Annotated in this window: 18 protein-coding genes; 8 read left to right on the forward strand and 10 right to left on the reverse strand. The window is 59.4% G+C overall.

Going from position 1 to position 19,352, the window contains the following annotated elements; all coding sequences use genetic code 11:
- The first annotated feature begins 29 nt into the window (after positions 1-29).
- From ACFOOP_RS17005 to ACFOOP_RS17020, 4 genes are read left to right on the forward strand one after another with little or no spacing between them, the layout of a single operon-like run.
- Positions 30-1,379 carry a glutamine synthetase family protein gene (locus ACFOOP_RS17005; RefSeq protein WP_379882346.1) on the forward strand — a complete coding sequence of 450 codons (1,350 nt, stop codon included), beginning with the start codon at positions 30-32 and terminating at the stop codon, positions 1,377-1,379.
- 1 nt (position 1,380) lies between these two features.
- Complete coding sequence (locus ACFOOP_RS17010; protein WP_379882347.1) at positions 1,381-2,745, forward strand: aminotransferase; 1,365 nt, start codon at positions 1,381-1,383, stop codon at positions 2,743-2,745.
- Between the two features lie 8 nt (positions 2,746-2,753).
- The gene (locus tag ACFOOP_RS17015; protein ID WP_379882348.1) at positions 2,754-4,130 is read left to right on the forward strand and encodes a glutamine synthetase family protein; all 1,377 of its coding nucleotides are present in this window, start codon (positions 2,754-2,756) and stop codon (positions 4,128-4,130) included.
- Positions 4,130-5,416, forward strand: a complete 1,287-nt coding sequence (locus ACFOOP_RS17020) for an NAD(P)/FAD-dependent oxidoreductase (protein ID WP_379882349.1) — start codon at positions 4,130-4,132, stop codon at positions 5,414-5,416. The genes ACFOOP_RS17015 and ACFOOP_RS17020 overlap by 1 nt, the downstream gene beginning before the upstream one ends.
- Here ACFOOP_RS17020 and ccoS read toward each other — a convergent pair.
- The 8 genes from ccoS to ccoN are packed head-to-tail and all read right to left on the reverse strand — an operon-like array spanning position 5,413 to position 13,253.
- Complete coding sequence (gene ccoS, locus ACFOOP_RS17025; protein WP_379882351.1) at positions 5,413-5,580, reverse strand: cbb3-type cytochrome oxidase assembly protein CcoS; 168 nt, start codon at positions 5,578-5,580, stop codon at positions 5,413-5,415. The two genes, ACFOOP_RS17020 and ccoS, sit on opposite strands and share 4 nt — an antisense overlap.
- Positions 5,577-7,832: a heavy metal translocating P-type ATPase gene (locus ACFOOP_RS17030; protein ID WP_379882352.1), complete on the reverse strand. Its 2,256-nt coding sequence runs from the start codon at positions 7,830-7,832 to the stop codon at positions 5,577-5,579. The genes ccoS and ACFOOP_RS17030 overlap by 4 nt, the downstream gene beginning before the upstream one ends.
- Positions 7,829-8,326 (reverse strand): FixH family protein, encoded by a 498-nt coding sequence (locus tag ACFOOP_RS17035; RefSeq protein ID WP_379882353.1) that lies wholly within the window; start codon positions 8,324-8,326, stop codon positions 7,829-7,831. Before ACFOOP_RS17035 ends, ACFOOP_RS17030 begins: the two co-directional genes overlap by 4 nt.
- Positions 8,326-9,816 carry a cytochrome c oxidase accessory protein CcoG gene (gene ccoG / locus ACFOOP_RS17040; protein ID WP_379882354.1) on the reverse strand — a complete coding sequence of 497 codons (1,491 nt, stop codon included), beginning with the start codon at positions 9,814-9,816 and terminating at the stop codon, positions 8,326-8,328. Before ccoG ends, ACFOOP_RS17035 begins: the two co-directional genes overlap by 1 nt.
- Positions 9,817-9,834: 18 nt before the next feature.
- Positions 9,835-10,704 (reverse strand): cytochrome-c oxidase, cbb3-type subunit III, encoded by an 870-nt coding sequence (gene ccoP, locus ACFOOP_RS17045; protein WP_379882355.1) that lies wholly within the window; start codon positions 10,702-10,704, stop codon positions 9,835-9,837.
- Positions 10,694-10,858, reverse strand: coding sequence for a cbb3-type cytochrome c oxidase subunit 3 (locus ACFOOP_RS17050; RefSeq protein WP_379882356.1), 165 nt, complete (start codon positions 10,856-10,858; stop codon positions 10,694-10,696). Before ACFOOP_RS17050 ends, ccoP begins: the two co-directional genes overlap by 11 nt.
- Positions 10,859-10,867: 9 nt before the next feature.
- The gene (gene ccoO, locus ACFOOP_RS17055; RefSeq protein ID WP_379882357.1) at positions 10,868-11,596 is read right to left on the reverse strand and encodes a cytochrome-c oxidase, cbb3-type subunit II; all 729 of its coding nucleotides are present in this window, start codon (positions 11,594-11,596) and stop codon (positions 10,868-10,870) included.
- 10 nt (positions 11,597-11,606) lie between these two features.
- A complete protein-coding gene (ccoN, locus tag ACFOOP_RS17060) occupies positions 11,607-13,253 on the reverse strand; it encodes a cytochrome-c oxidase, cbb3-type subunit I (protein WP_379882358.1) in 1,647 nt (548 codons plus the stop codon).
- Positions 13,254-13,517: 264 nt separating this feature from the next.
- Between ccoN and ACFOOP_RS17065 the strand changes: the two genes are divergently transcribed.
- From ACFOOP_RS17065 to ACFOOP_RS17080, 4 genes are all read left to right on the forward strand, one after another.
- Positions 13,518-14,654: a two-component system sensor histidine kinase NtrB gene (locus ACFOOP_RS17065; RefSeq protein ID WP_379882359.1), complete on the forward strand. Its 1,137-nt coding sequence runs from the start codon at positions 13,518-13,520 to the stop codon at positions 14,652-14,654.
- Positions 14,655-14,656: 2 nt separating this feature from the next.
- Entirely contained in the window at positions 14,657-15,280 is a 624-nt protein-coding gene (locus ACFOOP_RS17070; RefSeq protein WP_379882360.1) for a response regulator transcription factor, read from the forward strand.
- 129 nt (positions 15,281-15,409) lie between these two features.
- Positions 15,410-16,090 (forward strand): helix-turn-helix domain-containing protein, encoded by a 681-nt coding sequence (locus ACFOOP_RS17075; protein ID WP_379882361.1) that lies wholly within the window; start codon positions 15,410-15,412, stop codon positions 16,088-16,090.
- 14 nt (positions 16,091-16,104) lie between these two features.
- On the forward strand, positions 16,105-16,686 hold the full coding sequence (locus tag ACFOOP_RS17080; protein ID WP_379882362.1) for an NAD(P)H-dependent oxidoreductase: 582 nt from the start codon (positions 16,105-16,107) through the stop codon (positions 16,684-16,686).
- Here ACFOOP_RS17080 and ACFOOP_RS17085 read toward each other — a convergent pair whose 3' ends face one another.
- Together ACFOOP_RS17085 and ACFOOP_RS17090 are read right to left on the reverse strand one after the other, a co-directional pair.
- A complete protein-coding gene (locus ACFOOP_RS17085) occupies positions 16,687-18,375 on the reverse strand; it encodes a M28 family metallopeptidase (protein ID WP_379882363.1) in 1,689 nt (562 codons plus the stop codon).
- A 72-nt stretch (positions 18,376-18,447) separates the two neighbouring features.
- Positions 18,448-19,344 (reverse strand): FliM/FliN family flagellar motor switch protein, encoded by an 897-nt coding sequence (locus ACFOOP_RS17090; RefSeq protein ID WP_379882364.1) that lies wholly within the window; start codon positions 19,342-19,344, stop codon positions 18,448-18,450.
- Between the last annotated feature and the right edge of the window lie 8 nt (positions 19,345-19,352).

Below are 19,352 nucleotides of genomic sequence, written 5' to 3' on the forward strand. Positions count from 1 at the left end.
CCCGGCGGCGTAACCGCTCAAGGTGATTTATGGACTTAACCGAACTGAAGGAATGGATGCGCGAGCGCCGCATCGGAGACGTTTCCTGCCTGACGCCCGATATGGGCGGTGCCGCGCGCGGCAAAAACATGACGCCGGGGCTTTTCCTGTCGAGCCTTGAAAACAACAGCCTCAGAATTCCCGAGGCGACCTACACCATCTCCGCCCATGGCGAGATGAGCTACAATGATCATGTGGCCGGCACCGAACGCGACCTTGTGCTCGCCCCGGACCTCGACACGATTCATCTGGCGCCATGGAACACCGACGCAACGGCTGCGGTCATCTGCGATGCGTTTACGGATCAGGGCGCGCCCTTCAACATCGCGCCCCGCCAGGTCCTGCGCAATGTCCTTGAACTGTACCATCAAAAAGGGTGGACGCCGATTGTCGGACCCGAGGTTGAGTTCTATCTCATCGCCCGGTTCACCGATGTTGTGCTGGAGCCGCGCGCGCCCGACGGCGCTTCAGGGCTGCGCGAGTTCGGCCAGCATGTTTACTCCCTCGACGCCATCGATGAATTCGACAAGCTGTTCGAGGAGCTTTATCAATTCTGCGACGTTCAGCATATCGATCTTGAAACGCTGATTCACGAAGACGGCCCCTGCCAGTTCGAAGTGAATATTCGTCACGGCGAAGCCATGCGCGTCGCCGACCAGCTTTTCCTGTTCAAGCGTCTCGCGCGACAGGTCGCAAAACGCCACGGCATGTTCGTCACCTTCATGGCGAAACCTTATGCCGATGAAAGCGGTTCATCGATCCACCTGCATCAAAGCGTCGTCGACCGCAAAACCGGCCGCAACATTTTCGCCGCCGCCGATGGCGAGGACTCCGATATGTTCCGCCATTATATTGGCGGTCTGCAGGCGCATCTGCCGGCCGCGATGCCGCTCTTTGCGCCCTACACAAATTCCTATAACCGCTTTGAAGCGTTTATGAGCGCGCCCACAAACACCCATTGGGGCCGTGAAAACCGCACCGTGGGCCTGCGCGTTCCCGCCAGCGGCCCCGAAGCGCGCCGGGTGGAAAACCGCATTTCCGGCGCGGACATCAACCCGTATCTCGCGATCGCCGCGTCGCTTGTCTGCGGTTATATCGGCATGGCCGACAAGATCGAACCGCGCGCCGAATATGTGGGGCAAGGTTATGAAGACCGCGAGCGCCCCCTGCCCGCGACCCTGACGGAAAGCGTCGAAACCTTCGCGAATTCAGACATTCTGAAACACTATCTGGGCGAAGGATTTGTCGACACCTATGTCGGCATCAAACGCTCCGAATATGAGCACCGCTCAAGCGTCCTCAGCCCCTGGGACGTCCGCTTCCTGATGGTCAATGTGTAATATGAAATCGAATATCGACATCAAGGCGCTCGACAACGCTCATCACCTGCATCCTTTTTCAACCCATCATGAGCTGCGGGAAAAAGGGCCGCGCGTTATCACGCATGCGGAGGGCGTCTATATTTATGACGAAGACGGTGTGCGCATTCTCGACGGCATGGCGGGGCTTTGGTGCGTTCAGCTTGGCTATGGCCGGCAGGAACTCGTCGACGCCGCGACCGACGCGATGAAAACGCTGAGCTATTACAATCTGTTTTTCCAGACGACGACGCCTTACGCCGCAAAGCTCGCGGATCTCATCTCGCAAAAGACGCCGGAAGGTCTCGACCAGATCACCTTCGCCTGTTCGGGCTCGGAGGCCGTCGACGGCGCCATCAAACTGATCTGGTATTACTGGAATCTGAAAGGCAAACCGGAAAAGAAAGCGATCATCTCGCGCGAACGCGCCTATCACGGCTCGACCGTGGCGGCTGCGAGCCTTTCGGGACTGCCCTTTATGCAGGGGATTTTCGATCTTCCCCTGCCGCGCTTTCATCATATCGGGCCGACGCCGCATTATTATGAATATGGCAATGCTGGCGAGAGCGAACATGACTTCGCCATGCGCTGCGCCAAGGCGCTGGAAGATAAAATCCTCGAACTTGGCCCCGAAAATGTCGCCGCCTTTGCGGGCGAGCCTGTAATGGGCGCCGGCGGGTTGATGCTGCCGCCCGAAGGCTACTGGCCGGAGATTGAGCGCATCTGCCGCAAATATGATATTCTTCTGTGGTCGGATGAAGTCATTTGCGGTTTCGGGCGCACCGGCGAATGGTTCGGCTGCCAGACTTATGGTTTCACCCCCGACATCATGACCATGGCGAAGGGCGTCACCAGCGGCTACCAGCCGCTATCGGCGATCGCGCTGAACCAACGCGTCGCCGAACCAATCATCAACGCCGATACGGAAATGGCCCATGGCTTCACCTATTCGGGCCATCCGGTCGCGGCAGCAGTCGCCATCCGCAATATCGAACTTATTGACGAGCTTGGTCTGGTAGGCCCGCGCGGTGAAGAAACCTCGCGTTATTTCCAAAGCAAGCTAAAGACGCTCGACGATCATCCCCTGGTGGGTCAGACACGCGGCGTCGGTCTTCTCGGCGCGCTCGAGCTCGTCAAGAACAAAGAAACGAAAGAGCGTTTTGCGCCCGGCGGTCATGCGGGCGTTGTCTGTCGCGGCCATTGCTTTGAGACCGGCGTCGTCATGCGCGCCGTGGGCGACACCATGTTCCTCTGCCCGCCTCTCGTCATCACTAACGCCGAAATCGACGAACTGTTTGACCTCGTGCGCACAGCGCTCGATAAAACAGCCGCAGAACTCAGCGTTTGACGGATATCATGGCGGGACCGGATCAAAAACTGAAAGCCGATGCGAAAAAATTTCTGGAGACCCATCCGGAGGTGAAATTCGTCGATGCCTTTCTGGCTGACCTCAACGGCGTCCTTCGCGGCAAGCGCTTGCCCGCAAAACAGGCGCTCAATGTGTTTGATAGCGGACTGCGCCTGCCCCGGTCGCTGATCGGCGTCGATGTCTGGGGCTATGACGTCATGGAAAACGGTCTCGTGCTTGAGACCGGCGACGTCGACGGTCTTTGCTTTCCCGCTGGTTCCGGCTTGTCGCCCTGTTCGTGGTCCGGCGGCGATGCGGCGCAGATCATGCTGATGATGGGCGATGAGGATGGCGGGCCTTTCTCCGCCGACCCGCGCCAATTGTTGATCGATATGAAGACGCGTCTCGCGGCCATCGGGCTTCACCCCGTCGCGGCGATGGAGCTTGAATTTTATCTCCTCTCGAAAAAGACGGACGAGCTTGGCCGGCCTTTAACGCCCGCCCGCAACGCCACCAACCGGCGGATTGGCGATGCGCGTATGTACGCCATGTCCGAGCTCGATAATTTCAGCGTTTTCTTCAGCGACCTATATGCCGCCTGCGAAGCGCAGGGCCTGCCGCTCGGCGCGGCAATCGTCGAAGGCGGCGCGGGGCAGTTCGAAGTCAATCTCATGCACCAGACAGACATTGTCGCCGCCGCCGATCAGGCGGTGATGTTCAGGCGCACGGTGAACGGCGTCGCCGATAAAAACGGCCTGATCGCGAGTTTCATGGCGAAACCTTTTGGCGACACCGCCGGCAACGGCCTCCATGTTCATATGAGCATGCTGAATGACAAGGGCGAGAATGTTTTCGCCGGAGACGACGATAATGGTTCGGAAATGCTGCTTCAGGCGATCGCAGGCCTTCTCGCCGCTGCGCCAGAAGCCATGATCTTTCTGGCGCCGCATTTGAATTCCTATCGCCGGTTTCAGGATGCGAGCCATGCGCCCACCTCACTCACTTGGGGCTATGAGAACCGCACCGCGGCGATCCGCATTCCCAATGACGCGCCCCAAAACCGCCGCTTTGAATTTCGCATCGCCGGCGCCGACGCAAATCCGTATCTTCTCATGGCGTCGCTTCTTGGCGGCGTTCTCCATGGCATTCAGAACAAACTGACGCCGCCGCCCGTCACCGAAGGCAACGCCTATGAGGCCGACGCGCCGAAAGTGCCGACCGCATGGGACGATGCGACCGACGCGTTTGAAAACGGAAAAATTCTAGCGCCGCTTTTCGGTGAGCTGTTCACGCGGGTCTTCATTGCGTTAAAGCGCCAGGAAATCCAGAAAGCGAATGAGCGCGTCACCGATTTCGAATATGATTCCTACCTGCAGGCGTTCTGATGCAAATACGCGAAGCCCATACGCCTTCCTATTACGCGGCGAGCGCGCATCCCGCGCCTGAACGCCCGGCGTTAAATGACCATCTCGAAGCGGATGTGGCGATTGTCGGCGGCGGCTTTACGGGCGTCGCCTCCGCCCTGTCGCTCGCCGAGCGCGGATATTCAGTCGTCTTGCTGGAAGCCAACCGCATCGGCTGGGGCGCTTCGGGCCGCAATGGCGGACAGGTGCTGGCGGGCTGGTCCGGCGAAGGCGAACTGGTCAAACAACTGGGCCCAAAGGCCGAAGAGTTCCTCTGGAAGACGCGCTATCTCGGCAACGAAATCGTCGAAGCCCGCATCCAGAAATACGACATCAAATGCGATTATGTGCATGGCGCGGCGACCGTCGCCTTCAATAATGCGCAGATAAAAAGCCTCGAAGAAGAATACGCCGATTGCGTCGAGCACGGGTTTGGCGAATTCATGTCGCTTGTCGACGGGCCGGGCCTGCGCCAGCACGCCGCGACGGACGCCTATATTGGCGGGCTGATCGACCGGCGCGGCGCCCATTGTCATCCGCTCAATCTTGTCATTGGCGAAGCGGGCGCGGCGGAACGCAATGGCGTGAAAATTTTCGAGGCGACGCGCGTTACAAAAATTGATCACGGCGCCTCACCCGCCGTTCACACCGACAATGGCAGCGTCAAGGCAAAGCATGTCATCCTGGCGGGCAACGCCTATCACATGCTCGAAAAGGACAAACTGCATGGGCTGATGCTCCCTGCAAAAACTTACGTCATCGCAACGGAGCCCCTTGGCGAAGACCTCGCCCATGAATTGCTGCCCGATAATCTCGCGATCTGCGATTCCAACTGGGTGCTCGATTATTTCCGGCTCACCGGCGACAACCGGCTTTTGTTCGGCGGGCGCTGCACTTATTCCAATCGCGACATTGACGATATTGCGGGCGAGCTGGCGCCGCGCATGCGCAGAATTTTTCCGCAACTTGAAAAGACGAAAGTCGATTTCGCCTGGGGCGGCGTCATCGGCATTCCGTTAAATCGCGTGCCGCTAATCGGAAAAGTCAGCGATAATGTGTTCTACGCGCAGGGCTATGCAGGACATGGCGTCAATTGCGGGCACATTGTCGGTGAGATGTTCGCCGACGCGATCCGCGGCAAGGAAACCGGCGTCGATCTGTTCGAGGCGACGCGCCATTTCCGCATCCCCGCCGCCGATACGATCGGCGGTCCCATGCTGGCGCTCGGCATGACCTGGTACCGTATGCGCGACGCGCTCGGCATTTAGTTTTTCGCAGAGTTGTCTTCGTCGAGATCGTCATCGAGCAGAATACGCTCAGCCGCGCCGTCGAGATCTTCATACTGACCGGCCTTCACTGACCAGAAAAACGCAAGCAGCGCGCCGCCTCCCATCAGCAAGGCAATGGGGATGAGATAAAGCAGCGCGCTCATGCCTCCATCTCCAACGCCCGGGCCTTCTTCGTTTTCATCCTGAGCGCATTAAGCGTCACAATGACAGACGACCCCGACATGGCGAGCGCGGCGATAAGCGGCGTCACAAAACCGAACACGGCGAGCGGAATGGCGCAGGCGTTGTAAAGGGCGGCGAAACCGAAATTTTCAAGAACCCGTTTGCGCGCCTGTTTGGCGACGTCAAAGGCGGTCAGCACGGGCGCCATGCTGTCGCCCTGAAATACGAAATCCGCCGCCGCCTGACTGGCGTCCGCCGCGGTGCCGGGCGAGAGCGAAGCATGCGCGGCGGCAAGCGCCGGGGCGTCATTCAGGCCATCGCCAACCATGGCGGTTTTAACACCCTTGTCGGCAAGCTCTTTCAGGCGGCCGATTTTATCCGCAGGCGTCATTTCCGCATGCCATGCGGTGAGGCCCGCCGCCTCGGCGATACGCGCCGCCGGCGCCCGACGGTCGCCAGTCAGCATTTCGGATGTAATCCCGCGATGGTCGAGCGCGGCGATGGTTTCCGCCGCTTCACTGCGAAGGGAGTCTTCAAACAGGAACCGCACAGGCGCTGTATCGCCGAGCTTGAACCAGGCTTCGCTGACCGCGTTGTCGCCATCGCTTTTCGCGCCGACCCAATCGGCGCGGCCAAAACGCGCCTTGTCGCCATTGATGACGCCTTCAACGCCATAGCCCGGCGCATCGTGAACATCATCGGCGAGTTTTCCGGCGCCGGCGGCCATGACGACAGCGCGGGCCAGCGGATGACGGCTGGCGCGCGCGAGCGACGCCGCTTGCATCAACATCTCGTCCGAAATCTCATCCCGGTTGGAAAGGCGCATGCGGCCCAAGGTCAGCGTGCCGGTCTTGTCGAACACAAAGGCGTCAACTTCCGCCAGCCGCTCCAGCGCATCGCCGGATTTGACCAGCACGCCTTCCTTGAAGAGACGGCCCGTCGCCACAACCTGCACCGCCGGCGCCGCGAGCCCCAGCGCGCAGGGGCAAGTGATGATCAGCACGGCTATCGCGTTCATGGCGGCGACGCGCAAAGAGGCGTCACCGATCACCAGCCAGCCGACAAATGTCGCCAGCGCCAGCGTGTGAACCACGGGCACATAGAGCGCCGCGGCACGATCCGCCAGGCGCACATATTTGCTCTTGCCCTGTTCGCCCGCCTCAATGAGACGCGTGAGATCGGCGATCAGTGAATCTTCGGCGCGCGCGGTTGCGCGCATGACAAGACGCGACGACATGTTGAGAACGCCGGAATAAAGTGTGTCGCCGGTCTTCATATGCGCCGGGGCGCTCTCGCCGGTGACGAGCGAGACATCCACTTCCGACGCGCCATCCTCAACTATGCCGTTCACCGGCGCACGGTCGCCCGGCGATAATAGGATGCGGTCTTCCGGATTGATGTCGCGGGCTGACACAGCTTCGAGCGTGCCGTCGGCCTTCAACCGGCTCGCCGTCGTCGCCTGTAAGGCAAGAAGGCTTTGCGCCGCTTCGCGCGCCTTCGCCCGCAAGCGATGATCGAGAAAGCGCCCGATCAGGAGGAAGAACAGCAGCATCACCGCCGCATCGAAATAGGCTTCCGTTCCGTGATTGAGGGTTTCGAACACCGAAATGCCAAGCGACAGAATGACCGCCAGCGAAATCGGCACATCCATATTGGCGCTGCCCTTTCGTAAGGCGCTCCAGGCCGAACGGAAAAACGGACGTCCCGCAAACATCGCGGCGGGAATCGCGATCATGCCCGAGATCCAGTGCATCATCATCATCGTCGCCGGACCCATCTCGCCGCCCGCGCCCGCCCAGACCGCGACGGAGAGCAGCATGATGTTCGCCATGGCGAACCCGGCGACAGCGAGACAACGCAAAAGGAATTTTCCTTCCGCGTCATTCTCCTGAACCGCCGCCTGCGGGTCGAACGGCGCTGCGCGGTAGCCAAGGTCGGAAATCTTTTCGGTGATGTCGCGGGGGCGGATCGCCTCGCCGCGCCACGAAATAGCAAGCTTGCCGGTCGATAAATTCAATCGCGCGTTTTCAACGCCGGGCAGCGCGTTCAGGCCGCCCTCGATTTTGGAAATGCAGCCGCCGCATTTGGCGCCATAGACGGAAAGTTCGAGCGCGCGGGCGCCGTCTTTCGTCCGGCGCACGAAGGGCGCAGGGTCAATCACCCCGGCGTCGGCGGCCGGTTCAAGGCCGCTGGGGCATCCGGGCGCCGGGACCAGGGTTTGGATAGCGCTCATGGCGCGATAATCCTCGCTTCAATATCGAAGGTCTCGCCAAGGCTATTTTCGGCGCGCAAGGCCATATCCCATGCGCCGGCGCCAAAAGCGGCGACCTCAGCTTTATATAATCCCTCGCCAAGGGAATTAAAGGCAAGGGATTGATCGTTGTCGCTATGAGCGGGCCGCTTGAGGACGCCGGTCAGGGCAAGGCTGGTCAGCGCCGTATCATCCTTGGCCATATAGATGACAATCTGGCCGGTTTCGCCTTCGCGGACGACCTCGGTGACCTCCGCGGTCCAGCCAAGACGGCTTTGGACGGCGCGCTCGGCAAGGGCGTCATTATAATGAAGCCCCTGAAAATATGACTTTTCCTCGGAAACGCCCGGAAAGGTCCGCACCGCCGCGCGAATGAAAATCACATTGGCGGCGAGCATGACGCCAAAAAAAGCAACAACCATTAGCAACACATGCCGGCCGGTCAGCTTGCCCTTGATACTGTCATGGTCAGCCATCACTCCCTCCCGGCCATGAAGACGGTGGGATTGAGCACCTCTTCGCCAGTGTCCGGGTCGAGAACGCGGACAATCACCGGGATTGAGGCGCCATGGGCCGCGCCCGGCGGCATCGTCGCGAAGATGCGCACGGACCGCACTGTGTCGCCCGGCGCATCGAGCGTAACGGTCGCGCCTTCGGCTTTCTCGCCAACGGCGCCGACAACCATGCCGTCAGGGCCTTCCACCGTGATTTTGAGATCGCGCGTATAGTTTTCACGGTTTACGATCTTCACCGTATAGGCGTTGCGGATGGAACCGTCCGACATCAGGATAAAGGGCGGGGCGCGGTCGCGCAGAACGTTGACCACCATGGTCGCCTGCGTCGAGAGGCCATAGATCATCAACACGCAAACAAAGGCCAGCACCGCCCCGTAGAGGATGGTGCGCGGACGCAGCAGCTTTACCGTCGTTTTCTCGCCAGCCTGGCGGCGCGCGATGTTTGCGTCCGTGTCATAGGCGATCAGCCCGGTCGGACGGCCGACTTTTTTCATGATGTCGTCGCAGGCGTCGATACACAGCGCACAATTGATGCATTCGAGCTGCGCGCCGTCGCGAATGTCGATGCCCATGGGACAGGAGATGACGCAGGCCCGGCAGGAGACACAGTCGCCCCGTCCGTCCCATGTGTCGCCCTTCTTGTGGGCGCCGCGCGGTTCGCCGCGATCAACCTTGTAAGTGACTTCCAGCGTCTCTTCATCGGTGAGCGCCGCCTGAATGCGCGGCCATGGGCACATATACGTGCACACCTGTTCACGCATGGAGCCGGCGAAAATATAAGTCGTCAGCGTTAAAAGCGCGAAGAAGAAATAGGAGGTGAACGGCGCGTCGCCCCTGAAGAAATCGCGCGCGAGAGACGGCGCATCATGGAAATACAATATCCACGCCCCGCCGGTCGCCATGCCGATCAAAATCCAGATCGCATGTTTCGTCACGCGCTTGCGGATCTTGTCGGCGGTCCACTTCGCCTTGGCGAGCTTCATGCGCGCATTGCGGTCGCCTTCGATCCTGCGCTCGACCCAGACATAAAGATCTGTCCACACCGTTTGCGGACAGGAATATCCGCACCAGATTCGGCCAAACAACGCCGTCGCCAGAAACAGGGACAAGGCGGCGATGATCAGGACGCCGGTCAGGAAATAAAGCTGGTCAGGCCAGATTTCGATAAAGAAGAAATAAAACCTGCGCCCTGCGAAATCGACGAGCACCGCTTGATCGGGTTCGCCCAGCCCGCGCGGCCAGCGGATCCATGGCGTGATGTAATAGACGCCGAGGGTCAGCGCCATGATGATCCATTTGAGATTGCGGAACGTGCCTTTGACGCGCTTCGGATAGATCGGCTCGCGAGCCTTATAAAGCGTGCGTGTGCCGGCGGCGTTGACCGCCTCGACTTCATGACGCACCACGCCGCCGCTGAGTTCAGACGACGGCGCGGGATCTGTTACTGACATGTTTCTGCCTTCGGGCGGCTACTCGCCGCCGCCAAGTGAGTGGACATAAACGGCAAGCGCGAGGATTTCTTCTTCGCTCAACCGCCCTTCCCAAGTGGGCATGACGCCGCCGCGACCATTCCAGAGGGTTTCACGGATCGTCATCGCGTCACCGCCATAAAGCCATATGGGGTCGGTGAGGTTCGGCGCGCCCTGCGACTGATCGCCCTTGCCTTCGGCGCCATGGCATTGAACGCATTGCACCTGAAACACCGGCGCCGCGCGCATTGCCGCCGCTTCGTCATGCTCCTGCCCCGAGAGACTGCGCACATAATGAACAAGATCGTCCACCGTCTCGCGCGGCAACAACCCGCCCGCGCCGTAAGCCTGCATGAGGGACAGATGAGCCTGCGCATGATCGGAGCGAATGCCGTAGCGGATGGTCTGGCGAATATCTTCGAGCTTGCCGCCCCACAGCCAGTCATCGTCATTGAGGTTGGGATAGCCTTTGAAGCCCTGCCCGCCCGCGCCGTGACAGGTGGCGCAGTTGTCGCCAAAAAGCGATTCCCCGGCGGCGAGCGCAAAGGCCTGAAGATCGGGATCGTTCTCGATCGCCTCCATGTTCGGTGCGGTCAGAAGGCGCCGCGTGGCGTCGGCGCGTTGGGCGTCAAGCTCGGCGACCGCCACCTCGACATTGGCGCGCTCGGAATGATTGCGCGTGCCTTTGAGATACCCGGTAATGCCGGGCCATGACGGCATCACCACCCAGTAACCGATCGCCCAGACGATGCTGATATACCAGACAATCAGCCACCAGCGCGGCAGCGGGTTGTTCAACTCCCTGATGTCGTCCCAGGAGTGGCCTGTGGTTTCGACGCCGGTCGTCTCGTCGATTTCCTTATCTGACATCGCCATCTTCCTCATCTTCTAGCGGAATACGCTTGGCCTCGTCGAATTTTTTCTTGTTGCCCGGCGCCAGCGCGTAAATCAGCACCAGCACAAAGGCGATAATGAACAGAATGAGCCCGCCGGTTTGCGCAAAGGATGAAAGTTTTTCATACATTACACAGCCCTACCGGTAATTCTCTTCGGCCTTGTAGGTCTCGAAATCGACCATAGTGCCGAGGATCTGCATGTAAGCGATCAGCGCATCCATTTCGGTCACATTACGCGGATCGCCATCGAAGTCGCGCACCTGCGCTTTGGGATAACGGGCCATGAAGGCGTCATAATCATCCGCGAAAGGATCGAGCTGGGTGTGGATGTCAGCCTTTGCGTTCTCGATCATCTCATCCGTATAGGGAACGCCCACGGCGCGCAGGGCCTTCAGGTCAGCCTCAATATGCTCGTAATCAAGATGCTTTTCAGCGAGAAACTTGTAAGGCGGCATGACCGACTCCGGCACGAGACTGCGCGGATCGATCATATGCTGGCGGTGCCAGTCATCTGAATATTTACCGCCAACACGCGCCAGATCGGGTCCGGTGCGTTTCGAGCCCCACTGGAACGGGTGATCATACATGCTCTCGGCCGCGAGCGAATAATGGCCGTAGCGCTCCACCTCGTCGCGCAACGGACGCACCTGCTGGCTATGGCACAGATAGCAGCCCTCGCGGATGTAGATGTTGCGGCCCTTCTGTTCGAGCGGTGAATAGGGCCGGACCCCCTCCACCTTTTCGATGGTCGATTCGAGATAAAACAGCGGCGCGATTTCTACGATGCCGCCGATCGCTACGACGACGAGGATGGCGGTTGTGAGAAGCCAGCCGTGCTTTTCAAGAAGTTCGTGACGGTTCAGCATTGAAGTCTCCCTATTCCGCCAGCGCAGGTTGCGGCGCCATATAGGGCCGTTTCTCGCCAACGCGCAGATCGCCGCGCGCCGTCCGCCACAGATTGTACGCCATGATGAGCGCGCCGATCAGGAACAACGTCCCGCCGGTTCCCCGGATGATATAATAGGGGTGCATCGCCTCCACGGTTTCCACAAAGGAGAATTCAAGGAAGCCGAAGGCGTTATAAGCGCGCCACATCAGGCCTTGCATGATCCCCGACACCCACATCGAGGTGATGTAGAGAACGATGCCGATGGTCGAAATCCAGAAATGCCACTCAACCAGCGCACGGCTGTATAGATCCTTGCGTTTCCACAGCCACGGCACGAGGCAATAAAGCGCGCCGAAGGAGATGTAGCCGACCCAGCCAAGAGCGCCGGAATGCACATGGCCGATGGTCCAGTCGGTGTAGTGCGACAGGGAGTTCACCGCGCGCACCGACATCACCGGCCCTTCGAATGTAGACATGCCGTAGAATGCGACGGACACAACCATCATCCGCAACACCGGATCGGTGCGGAGTTTATCCCAGGCGCCGGACAAGGTCATCAGACCGTTGATCATCCCGCCCCAGGACGGCATCCACAACATGATCGAGAAGGTCATGCCGAGCGTCTGCGCCCATTCCGGCAAGGCCGTATAATGGAGATGGTGCGGGCCCGCCCAGATATAGATGAAGATCAGCGACCAGAAGTGGACAATGGAAAGCCGGTAGGAATAGACCGGCCGCTCCGCCCGCTTCGGAATGAAATAATACATGATCGCGAGGAAGCCCGTGGTGAGGAAGAAGCCCACGGCGTTATGGCCGTACCACCACTGGGTCAGCGCATCCTGCACGCCTGCGAACAGGGAGTAGCTCTTCGATCCCGCAATCGACACAGGAATCGCGAGGTTGTTGACGATGTGCAGCATCGCGATGGTGACGATGAAAGAGAGGTAGAACCAGTTCGCCACATAAATGTGCGGCTCTTTACGCTTCCAGATCGTGCCGAGGAAGGTGAGCAGATACACCACCCAGACAATCGTCAGCCAGAGATCGGCGTACCATTCCGGCTCAGCGTATTCGCGCGACTGGGTGACGCCGGAAAGGTATCCGGTCGCGGCAATGACGATGAAAAGCTGATAGCCCCAGAACACAAACCATGGCGCCAGCCCGCCCGCGAGGCGCGCACGGCAAGTGCGCTGCACTACATAAAACGAAGTCGCGATCAGGACGTTTCCGCCAAAGGCGAAAATCACCGCCGAGGTGTGCAAGGGCCGCAACCGTCCGAAATTCGTCCAGCCGAGCTGGTCAAAATAAAGAATATTCGGAAAGGCGAGCTGAAAGGCGATAATGACGCCCACCAGAAAACCGGCAACGCCCCAGAAGGTCGATGCAAAAACGCCCGCCTTGATCACCGCCGTTTGATATCCGGTTTCGTCCGCCGGCGGCTGGGTCGCATACATCACAAGGCCGAAAAGCCCGGCGATGAAAGCGAGGATAAAGACATAGGCGTGAAACGACATCAGCGGATCGATGGCGCGCGCGGCGACAAAGAGCCAATAAAAAACGCCAATGCCAAGCGCGAGCGCGATCAGCATTCCGTCCGTGCCGAGACCGCGTTGGGCGACGCGAGTGTGAGCCATATTGTTCCCCGTCGAATTTGCGCCGGAAATGGCGCGAAAGATGTGAGCGGGCCAAGCGACGCGACGCGCCCTCCGATAATCCCGCATGCAATGAATCTAGATGAAGATTCAAACACATTTTAGGGTTGATTGAGATCAAGCGGCGCTGCTTTTCTTCGCATCTGCGACAAAATGAGCAACCGCGCTAGGCCCCGCCCCCGCCTATCTTCGAAAAAGGCTTCACTTGAAGCACCATTTGTTAACGAATCAACCACGGATGACCCCATGACGGGACAAGGCGACAATATGGAGGGCGAGCGATTCCTGCGGTCGGTCATCAACGCCTCCCCGAACGCCGTCATCACGATCAATGAATCGGGTGAGATCCTGATCTTCAGCCGCATGGCGCAGGCCATGTTCGGGTTCTCCGAAGACGAGGTTCTTGGGAAGAATGTCAGCATTTTGATGCCGGAACCGGACCATTCTCTGCATGACGGCTATATGCGGCGCTATCTCGAAACCGGGAAAGCCCGAATTATAGGCAGGGCCCGTCCTGTTTCGGCGCGCCGCAAAAATGGCGACGCCTTTCCTGCGGTGCTGCATATTTCCGAGTTCGAGATTTCTGAATCCCATAATGGTGAGCGCATTTTTGTGGGCTTTATTGAAGATGTAAGCCGACAGAAAGCAACCGAGCGCCGCCTCGAGGACACCCAGCTTCAGCTTCAGCATGCGGGCCGCATCGGCGCCATGGGCGAGATTGCAACCTCGATCGCGCACGAATTGAACCAGCCTTTGACCGCCGCCGCGAGCCTTGCCGGCGCGGTCTCGCTCACCTTGAAAAAGAAGACTTTTGACGGCAAGGAAGACGCGCTCGCGCTTATCGAGGATGCTGTATCGGAGATACGGCGCGCCAGCGGCGTCATCAAACAGATGCGCGATTTTCTGCGTAATCGCGAAACCGAAAGAGCGCTCCATTCCATCAACCGCATTGTTGAGGAAAGCTGCCTGATCGCGCTGATCGGCGCGGAAACCGATGGCGTGATGGTGGCGAGCGCTCTCGACAGTCATGCAGGGTCAGCCACGGTCGATCGAATCCAGATGCAGCAGGTGATTGTGAATCTCATTCGCAACGCAGTCGACGCCATGCAGGGAACCCAAAACAAGCAACTCACCATCGCAACGGCAAGCGCCGGAGAATATGTGGAGATGCGCATCGCCGACACGGGGTCGGGCATTACGGACGAGATGAAAAAGCGGCTTTTCGAGCCTTTCGCCACCACCAAGGAAGACGGCATGGGCATTGGCCTTTCCATTTCCAAATCCATCGTTGAGGCTCATAAGGGCGAGATCTACGCCGTGGACAATCACCCGGCCGGAACGATTTTCGTCGTGAAACTCCCTGCCGCGAAGGAAGACGCCTGATCATGGCTTCAAAAGGAAAAGTCTTTCTGGTCGACGATGATCTTGCGGTTCAGCGCGGCGTCAGCGCGCTGTTAAAAGCCGCGGATTATGACGTCACGGTATTCCCCTCCGGCGACGCTTTTCTGGAAGCCATTTCCGGGCTCGATCTCGGCGGCGCTGTCCTGCTTGTCGATGTCAGAATGCCTGGCATTCAGGGGCTGGAGCTTCAGGAAAAGCTGCGCGCAGACAGTGTGTCGCTCCCGGTTGTTGTGATGACCGCTCATGGCGATATCGCCATGGCCGTTCGTGCGATGCAAAATGGCGCAGTCAGTTTCCTTGAAAAGCCCTTCACCGCCGATGAAGTCACCGCCGCCCTTGACCGGGCGCTCGATCCGGCGCTGGCGGGCCACGGCGCGGCGGGCTCCGCCCCGGCGGCCCTGACCGCGCGGATGGAAACCCTTACCCCGCGCGAGCGCGAGGTCATGGTCGAAATCGTCAAGGGCGGCGCCAACAAGGAAATCGCCCGCACCCTCGATGTCAGCCCGCGCACGGTCGAAGTCCATCGCCAGAAAGTCATGACCAAAATGGAAGCCGGCTCCGTCGCCGAACTCGTGCGCATGGGGCTGGCGCTGGGCCTGATCGCCTGATCAGCGCCGCCCTACGTAATTCTACGTAGGCGTTCGCCATTCCTCTCCCGCCAATACGCATTCGCCCCGATTCAACCGCTCCGCGTTACCCTCTTAAGTCATACCCGTAACCGAGATAAGGAAACGGCGATGGACAAGCTTGACCGCAACAGCCTTGAGGCTCCCATAATCTTCACGGCGGCGCTCGTGGACGGCATGGGCGCAAGCGTCTGCATCAAACACCTGAAAGCCGGTGAGACGCTGTATGTGGAAGGCGAGGACGCTGACTATTGCTACGAGATCATGTCCGGCGCGATGAAGGAATATAACACGCTCGAAGACGGCAAGCGGCAGGTCGCCGAGTTCTACAAGGCGGGCGACATGTTCGGCTTCTCCGAAAGCAGCGACCAGCTCCATACCGCCGAAGCGATTACGAGCTGCGCCGTGCGCTGTTATCCGCGCGACGCCTTTATGAAAACCGTCGCCGCCTCCCCCGCGCTGTCAGCGAGCTTTCTCGACACATTGATGACGCGCCTTCACCGCGCGCGCGAGCGCATGGTGATGATCGGCCGCATGAGCGCGATGCAGCGCGTGGCGACTTTTCTTCTGCGGCTTGCCGATGACGCCGATAACCAACACACGACGCATCTCGCCATGAGCCGTCAGGACATTGCCGACCATCTGGGCCTCACCATCGAAACCGTCTGCCGCACGCTGACTGAACTCAAGAAACAGCAAATCATAGTGATGGAGGCTGCGCGCGTTTTCTCAATCGCAGACCTGCCACGCCTTGAGGCTGTCGCCATGGGAGCGCGCGGCCGCCTCCATTAAGAGAGCAAACAACCATGAGCGAGACAATCTGCATCATCGACGGGCATCCGCACCGCGATAAAAGTCATCTCTGTCACGCGCTTGCCGAGGCCTACAAGGCCGGCGCCAAAGAAGCCGGGCATAAGGTCAAAACCCTGGCCCTCGCTGAAATGGACATCAATTTCCTGCGCGACCCTGCGGATTTTGAAAAGCCCGCCGCCGGCGACATGATCAAGGCGCAAAACGCCATCAGCGCCGCCAGCCATGTGGTGATTATCTATCCCTTGTGGATGGGAACCATGCCAGCGCTTGTGAAAGCGTTTTTCGAACAGCTTGCCCGAGGCAATTTCGCCATCAAGGAAGGCGAACATGGCTGGCCGATGAAGATGCTGAAAGGCAAATCAGCGCGCGTCATCGTCACTATGGGCATGCCCGCCGCCGCGTACAAACTCGTTTTCGGCGGCGCCGGGGTCAAGGGATTTGAAACCGGCATTCTCGGCATGTCAGGATTTAAACCTGTGCACGAAACCCTGGTCGGCGGGGCCTACAATCTCAGCGACAAGCGCGCAGCAAAGCTTTTCAGCCGCTGCCGCGCGCTTGGCGCCAAAGCGTCCTGATTATTTAGCGGCGGCGCGCTGTTCATCGCGCAGCGCTCGGAACTCATTGCCCTCATACCAGTTCGGCCAGTCGTCAGAATAAGCCATGGCCGCCCCGACTTCCATGAGGGTGTTCATGGACTGGGTCATGCCGGTCAGATCCCAATCCGGCGAATAATTATCCGCCGGCTTGTGATAGCGGTTTGCGGTATAATCTTCGGCGAGCGCCCGGCCCGCTTCCTCGCCGCCATCGATGAGATCGAGACCGGCGTCGGCGTAGAGCATGGGCACGCCTTTCTTGGCGAGCGAGATATGGTCGGAGCGATAGAAATAGCCTTTCTCCGGCTCCGCGTCGGGACGCAGATAAACGCCGCGCGTATCCGCAGCGACTTTCAGAAGATCTTCAAGCTCCGACGCGCCATAGCCGACAACGATAATATCCTTGGCGGGCGGCAGCGGCAGAACGCCGTCAATATTAATCCCGCCGACAATCTGTGCGAACGGCACAATCGGCGCTTCGCCGAGATAAGCCGAGCCAAGCAGGCCGGATTCTTCAGCCGTCACCGCAACCACCATGATTGAGCGTTTCGGTTTCGGCGTTGAGTTGGCGAAAGCTTCCGCAATGGAAAGGATCGCCGCGGTGCCGGTGGCGTTGTCAACGGCGCCGTTCGAAATCGTGTCGCCATTTTCATCAGCCGGACCAACGCCGAGATGATCCCAATGGCCCATATAAAGCACATATTCGTCCGGATGTTCTGTGCCCGGAAGAATGCCGACAACATTCGCTGAATTCGAGCGGCGGATGGTGTTTTTCAAACTCCCGGAGGCTTTAAGGCCATCCATGGGAATGGCTTTGAACCCGGCTTCATGCGCCGACGCCGTCACAGCGTCGAAATCGAGACCGGCCTGCGCGAACAGATCGCGGGCGACGGGTTCCTGCACCCAGCCTTCCAGCGCGACGCGCCCCGCCCCGCCATCGGGACGTTCGAGATCGAGTTGCGGGCCGGACCAGCTTCCCTCGACAACGCCCCAGCCATAAGCGGCGGGCGCCGTTTGGTGAATGATCAGCGCAGCGGCGGCGCCCTGACGCGCCGCTTCTTCATATTTATAAGTCCAGCGGCCGTAATAGGTCATGGAGCGGCCGTTGAAGAGGTCGGGGTCTTGGGTGGCGTAACCCGGATCGTTGACGAGGATGACGACGGTCTTGCCCGTCACATCGACGCCTTCGTAATCGTTCCAGCCATATTCCGGCGCCACGACGCCATAGCCGACAAAAACGAGATCGCTGTCAGCGAAAGCGACATCTTCCTCGACGCGCTTGGTCCAGTAAACAGTCTCGGGTCCAAGCTCCAGAACATCGCCATTGATGGCCAGGCTCGAAGCGTCCGGCTGAACCGTCAGCTCCACCAGCGGCACCGGCTGTTCGTAACTGTCGCCATTGCCCGGTTCGAGACCGATGGCTTTCATTTCATTTATGAGCCATTCGCGGGTTTTCGCGCCGCCCGGCGTCGCGGGGGCCCGGCCCTCAAATTCGTCTGACGCAAGGGTCGCGATGCGCGCGCGCAGATTTTCCTCGCTGACAGATGCGAGCGTAACCTGTTCGGCGTCGGACGCCGCTGTCTCAGAAGATGTCGCCGGCTCAGATCCGTTCTGGCCGCAGGCGGATAAAACAATAGACGCCGCAAGCGCAGCGGTAAGTCGCAATGTCATGAAAAAGCCCTTTGATGCAGATTCTCTGGGCCGGACTTTGCCTGCCCAAAGAGCCCCAGTCAAACTGGCCGTTTAGTACGCTACGGACTTGATTTTAAGGGCCCTTGCGCCGTCGCGGTTGCCGAGCGCAGCCATCAGTTGCAGCTTCGACTTGGTCGGCAGAGCCGAATAGACCGTAATTTCATCGATCGTCGCGGTCGTCAGATTGATCACCTGCCCCGGCGCCAAATTCATGAGCGTCCCGAGCGTGATATCTTCTTCAGTGAGATCGGCGCGGAGTTCGATCGGCGACATGGCCGCAAGCTTTAAGAGATCGCTTTTCCATTTCGCCTGCGCCCGCGGCACCGCATTGTCGTAATAGTCCCGCATGGCGACTGTCAGTCGTTCCGGTGCGATCACGCGGATGGTCCCGAGCGTTTCTTCTTCCAGCGTCTTGACCGAATAGGTCGCACAAACGACCCGCTGTTTTTCATCCGTGAAATCGAACCGGCGCGGATCATTGCCGCTCGCCATCAATTCAACACTGCCGCGCATGACGCCGGCCGCATCGGCTTTGGAAAAAATCAGTTCAGCCGAACGGATCGCCAGCTTCTTGGCGAGGCGCCGGTCGATGGCGCTGACGGAGTCCGGCATCGGATCGGGCATGTCCTTCGCCCCGGCCAGCGACCAGCCGGCGGCCCGCAAAGATGTGTCAATATCGAGAACGATGATGAAATCCTGCTCGATATTGTAGCGGAAATGATAAATCCCGTCTTTGCCGGCATAGTCAGTGAGCGCGTCGTCGAGATTGGCGAAATGCGCAGGCTCGGTTTCCGCAAGCTGGCATTTCTCGCCGTAAAATTCTGTAAAGGCGCCCGCCGCCTCCGCGCCCATACGCTGCGGCAAATCGGCAATCAGATGCAGCGGCCCGGGATCTTTTCCCGATGCAGCCATTTTCTTTTTGATGATTTTCGCGTTTTCGCCGCTCATCCGCGTTT

The sequence above is a fragment of the Hyphococcus aureus genome, from assembly GCF_042643165.1.
Taxonomy (GTDB): Bacteria; Pseudomonadota; Alphaproteobacteria; order Caulobacterales; family Parvularculaceae; genus Hyphococcus; species Hyphococcus aureus.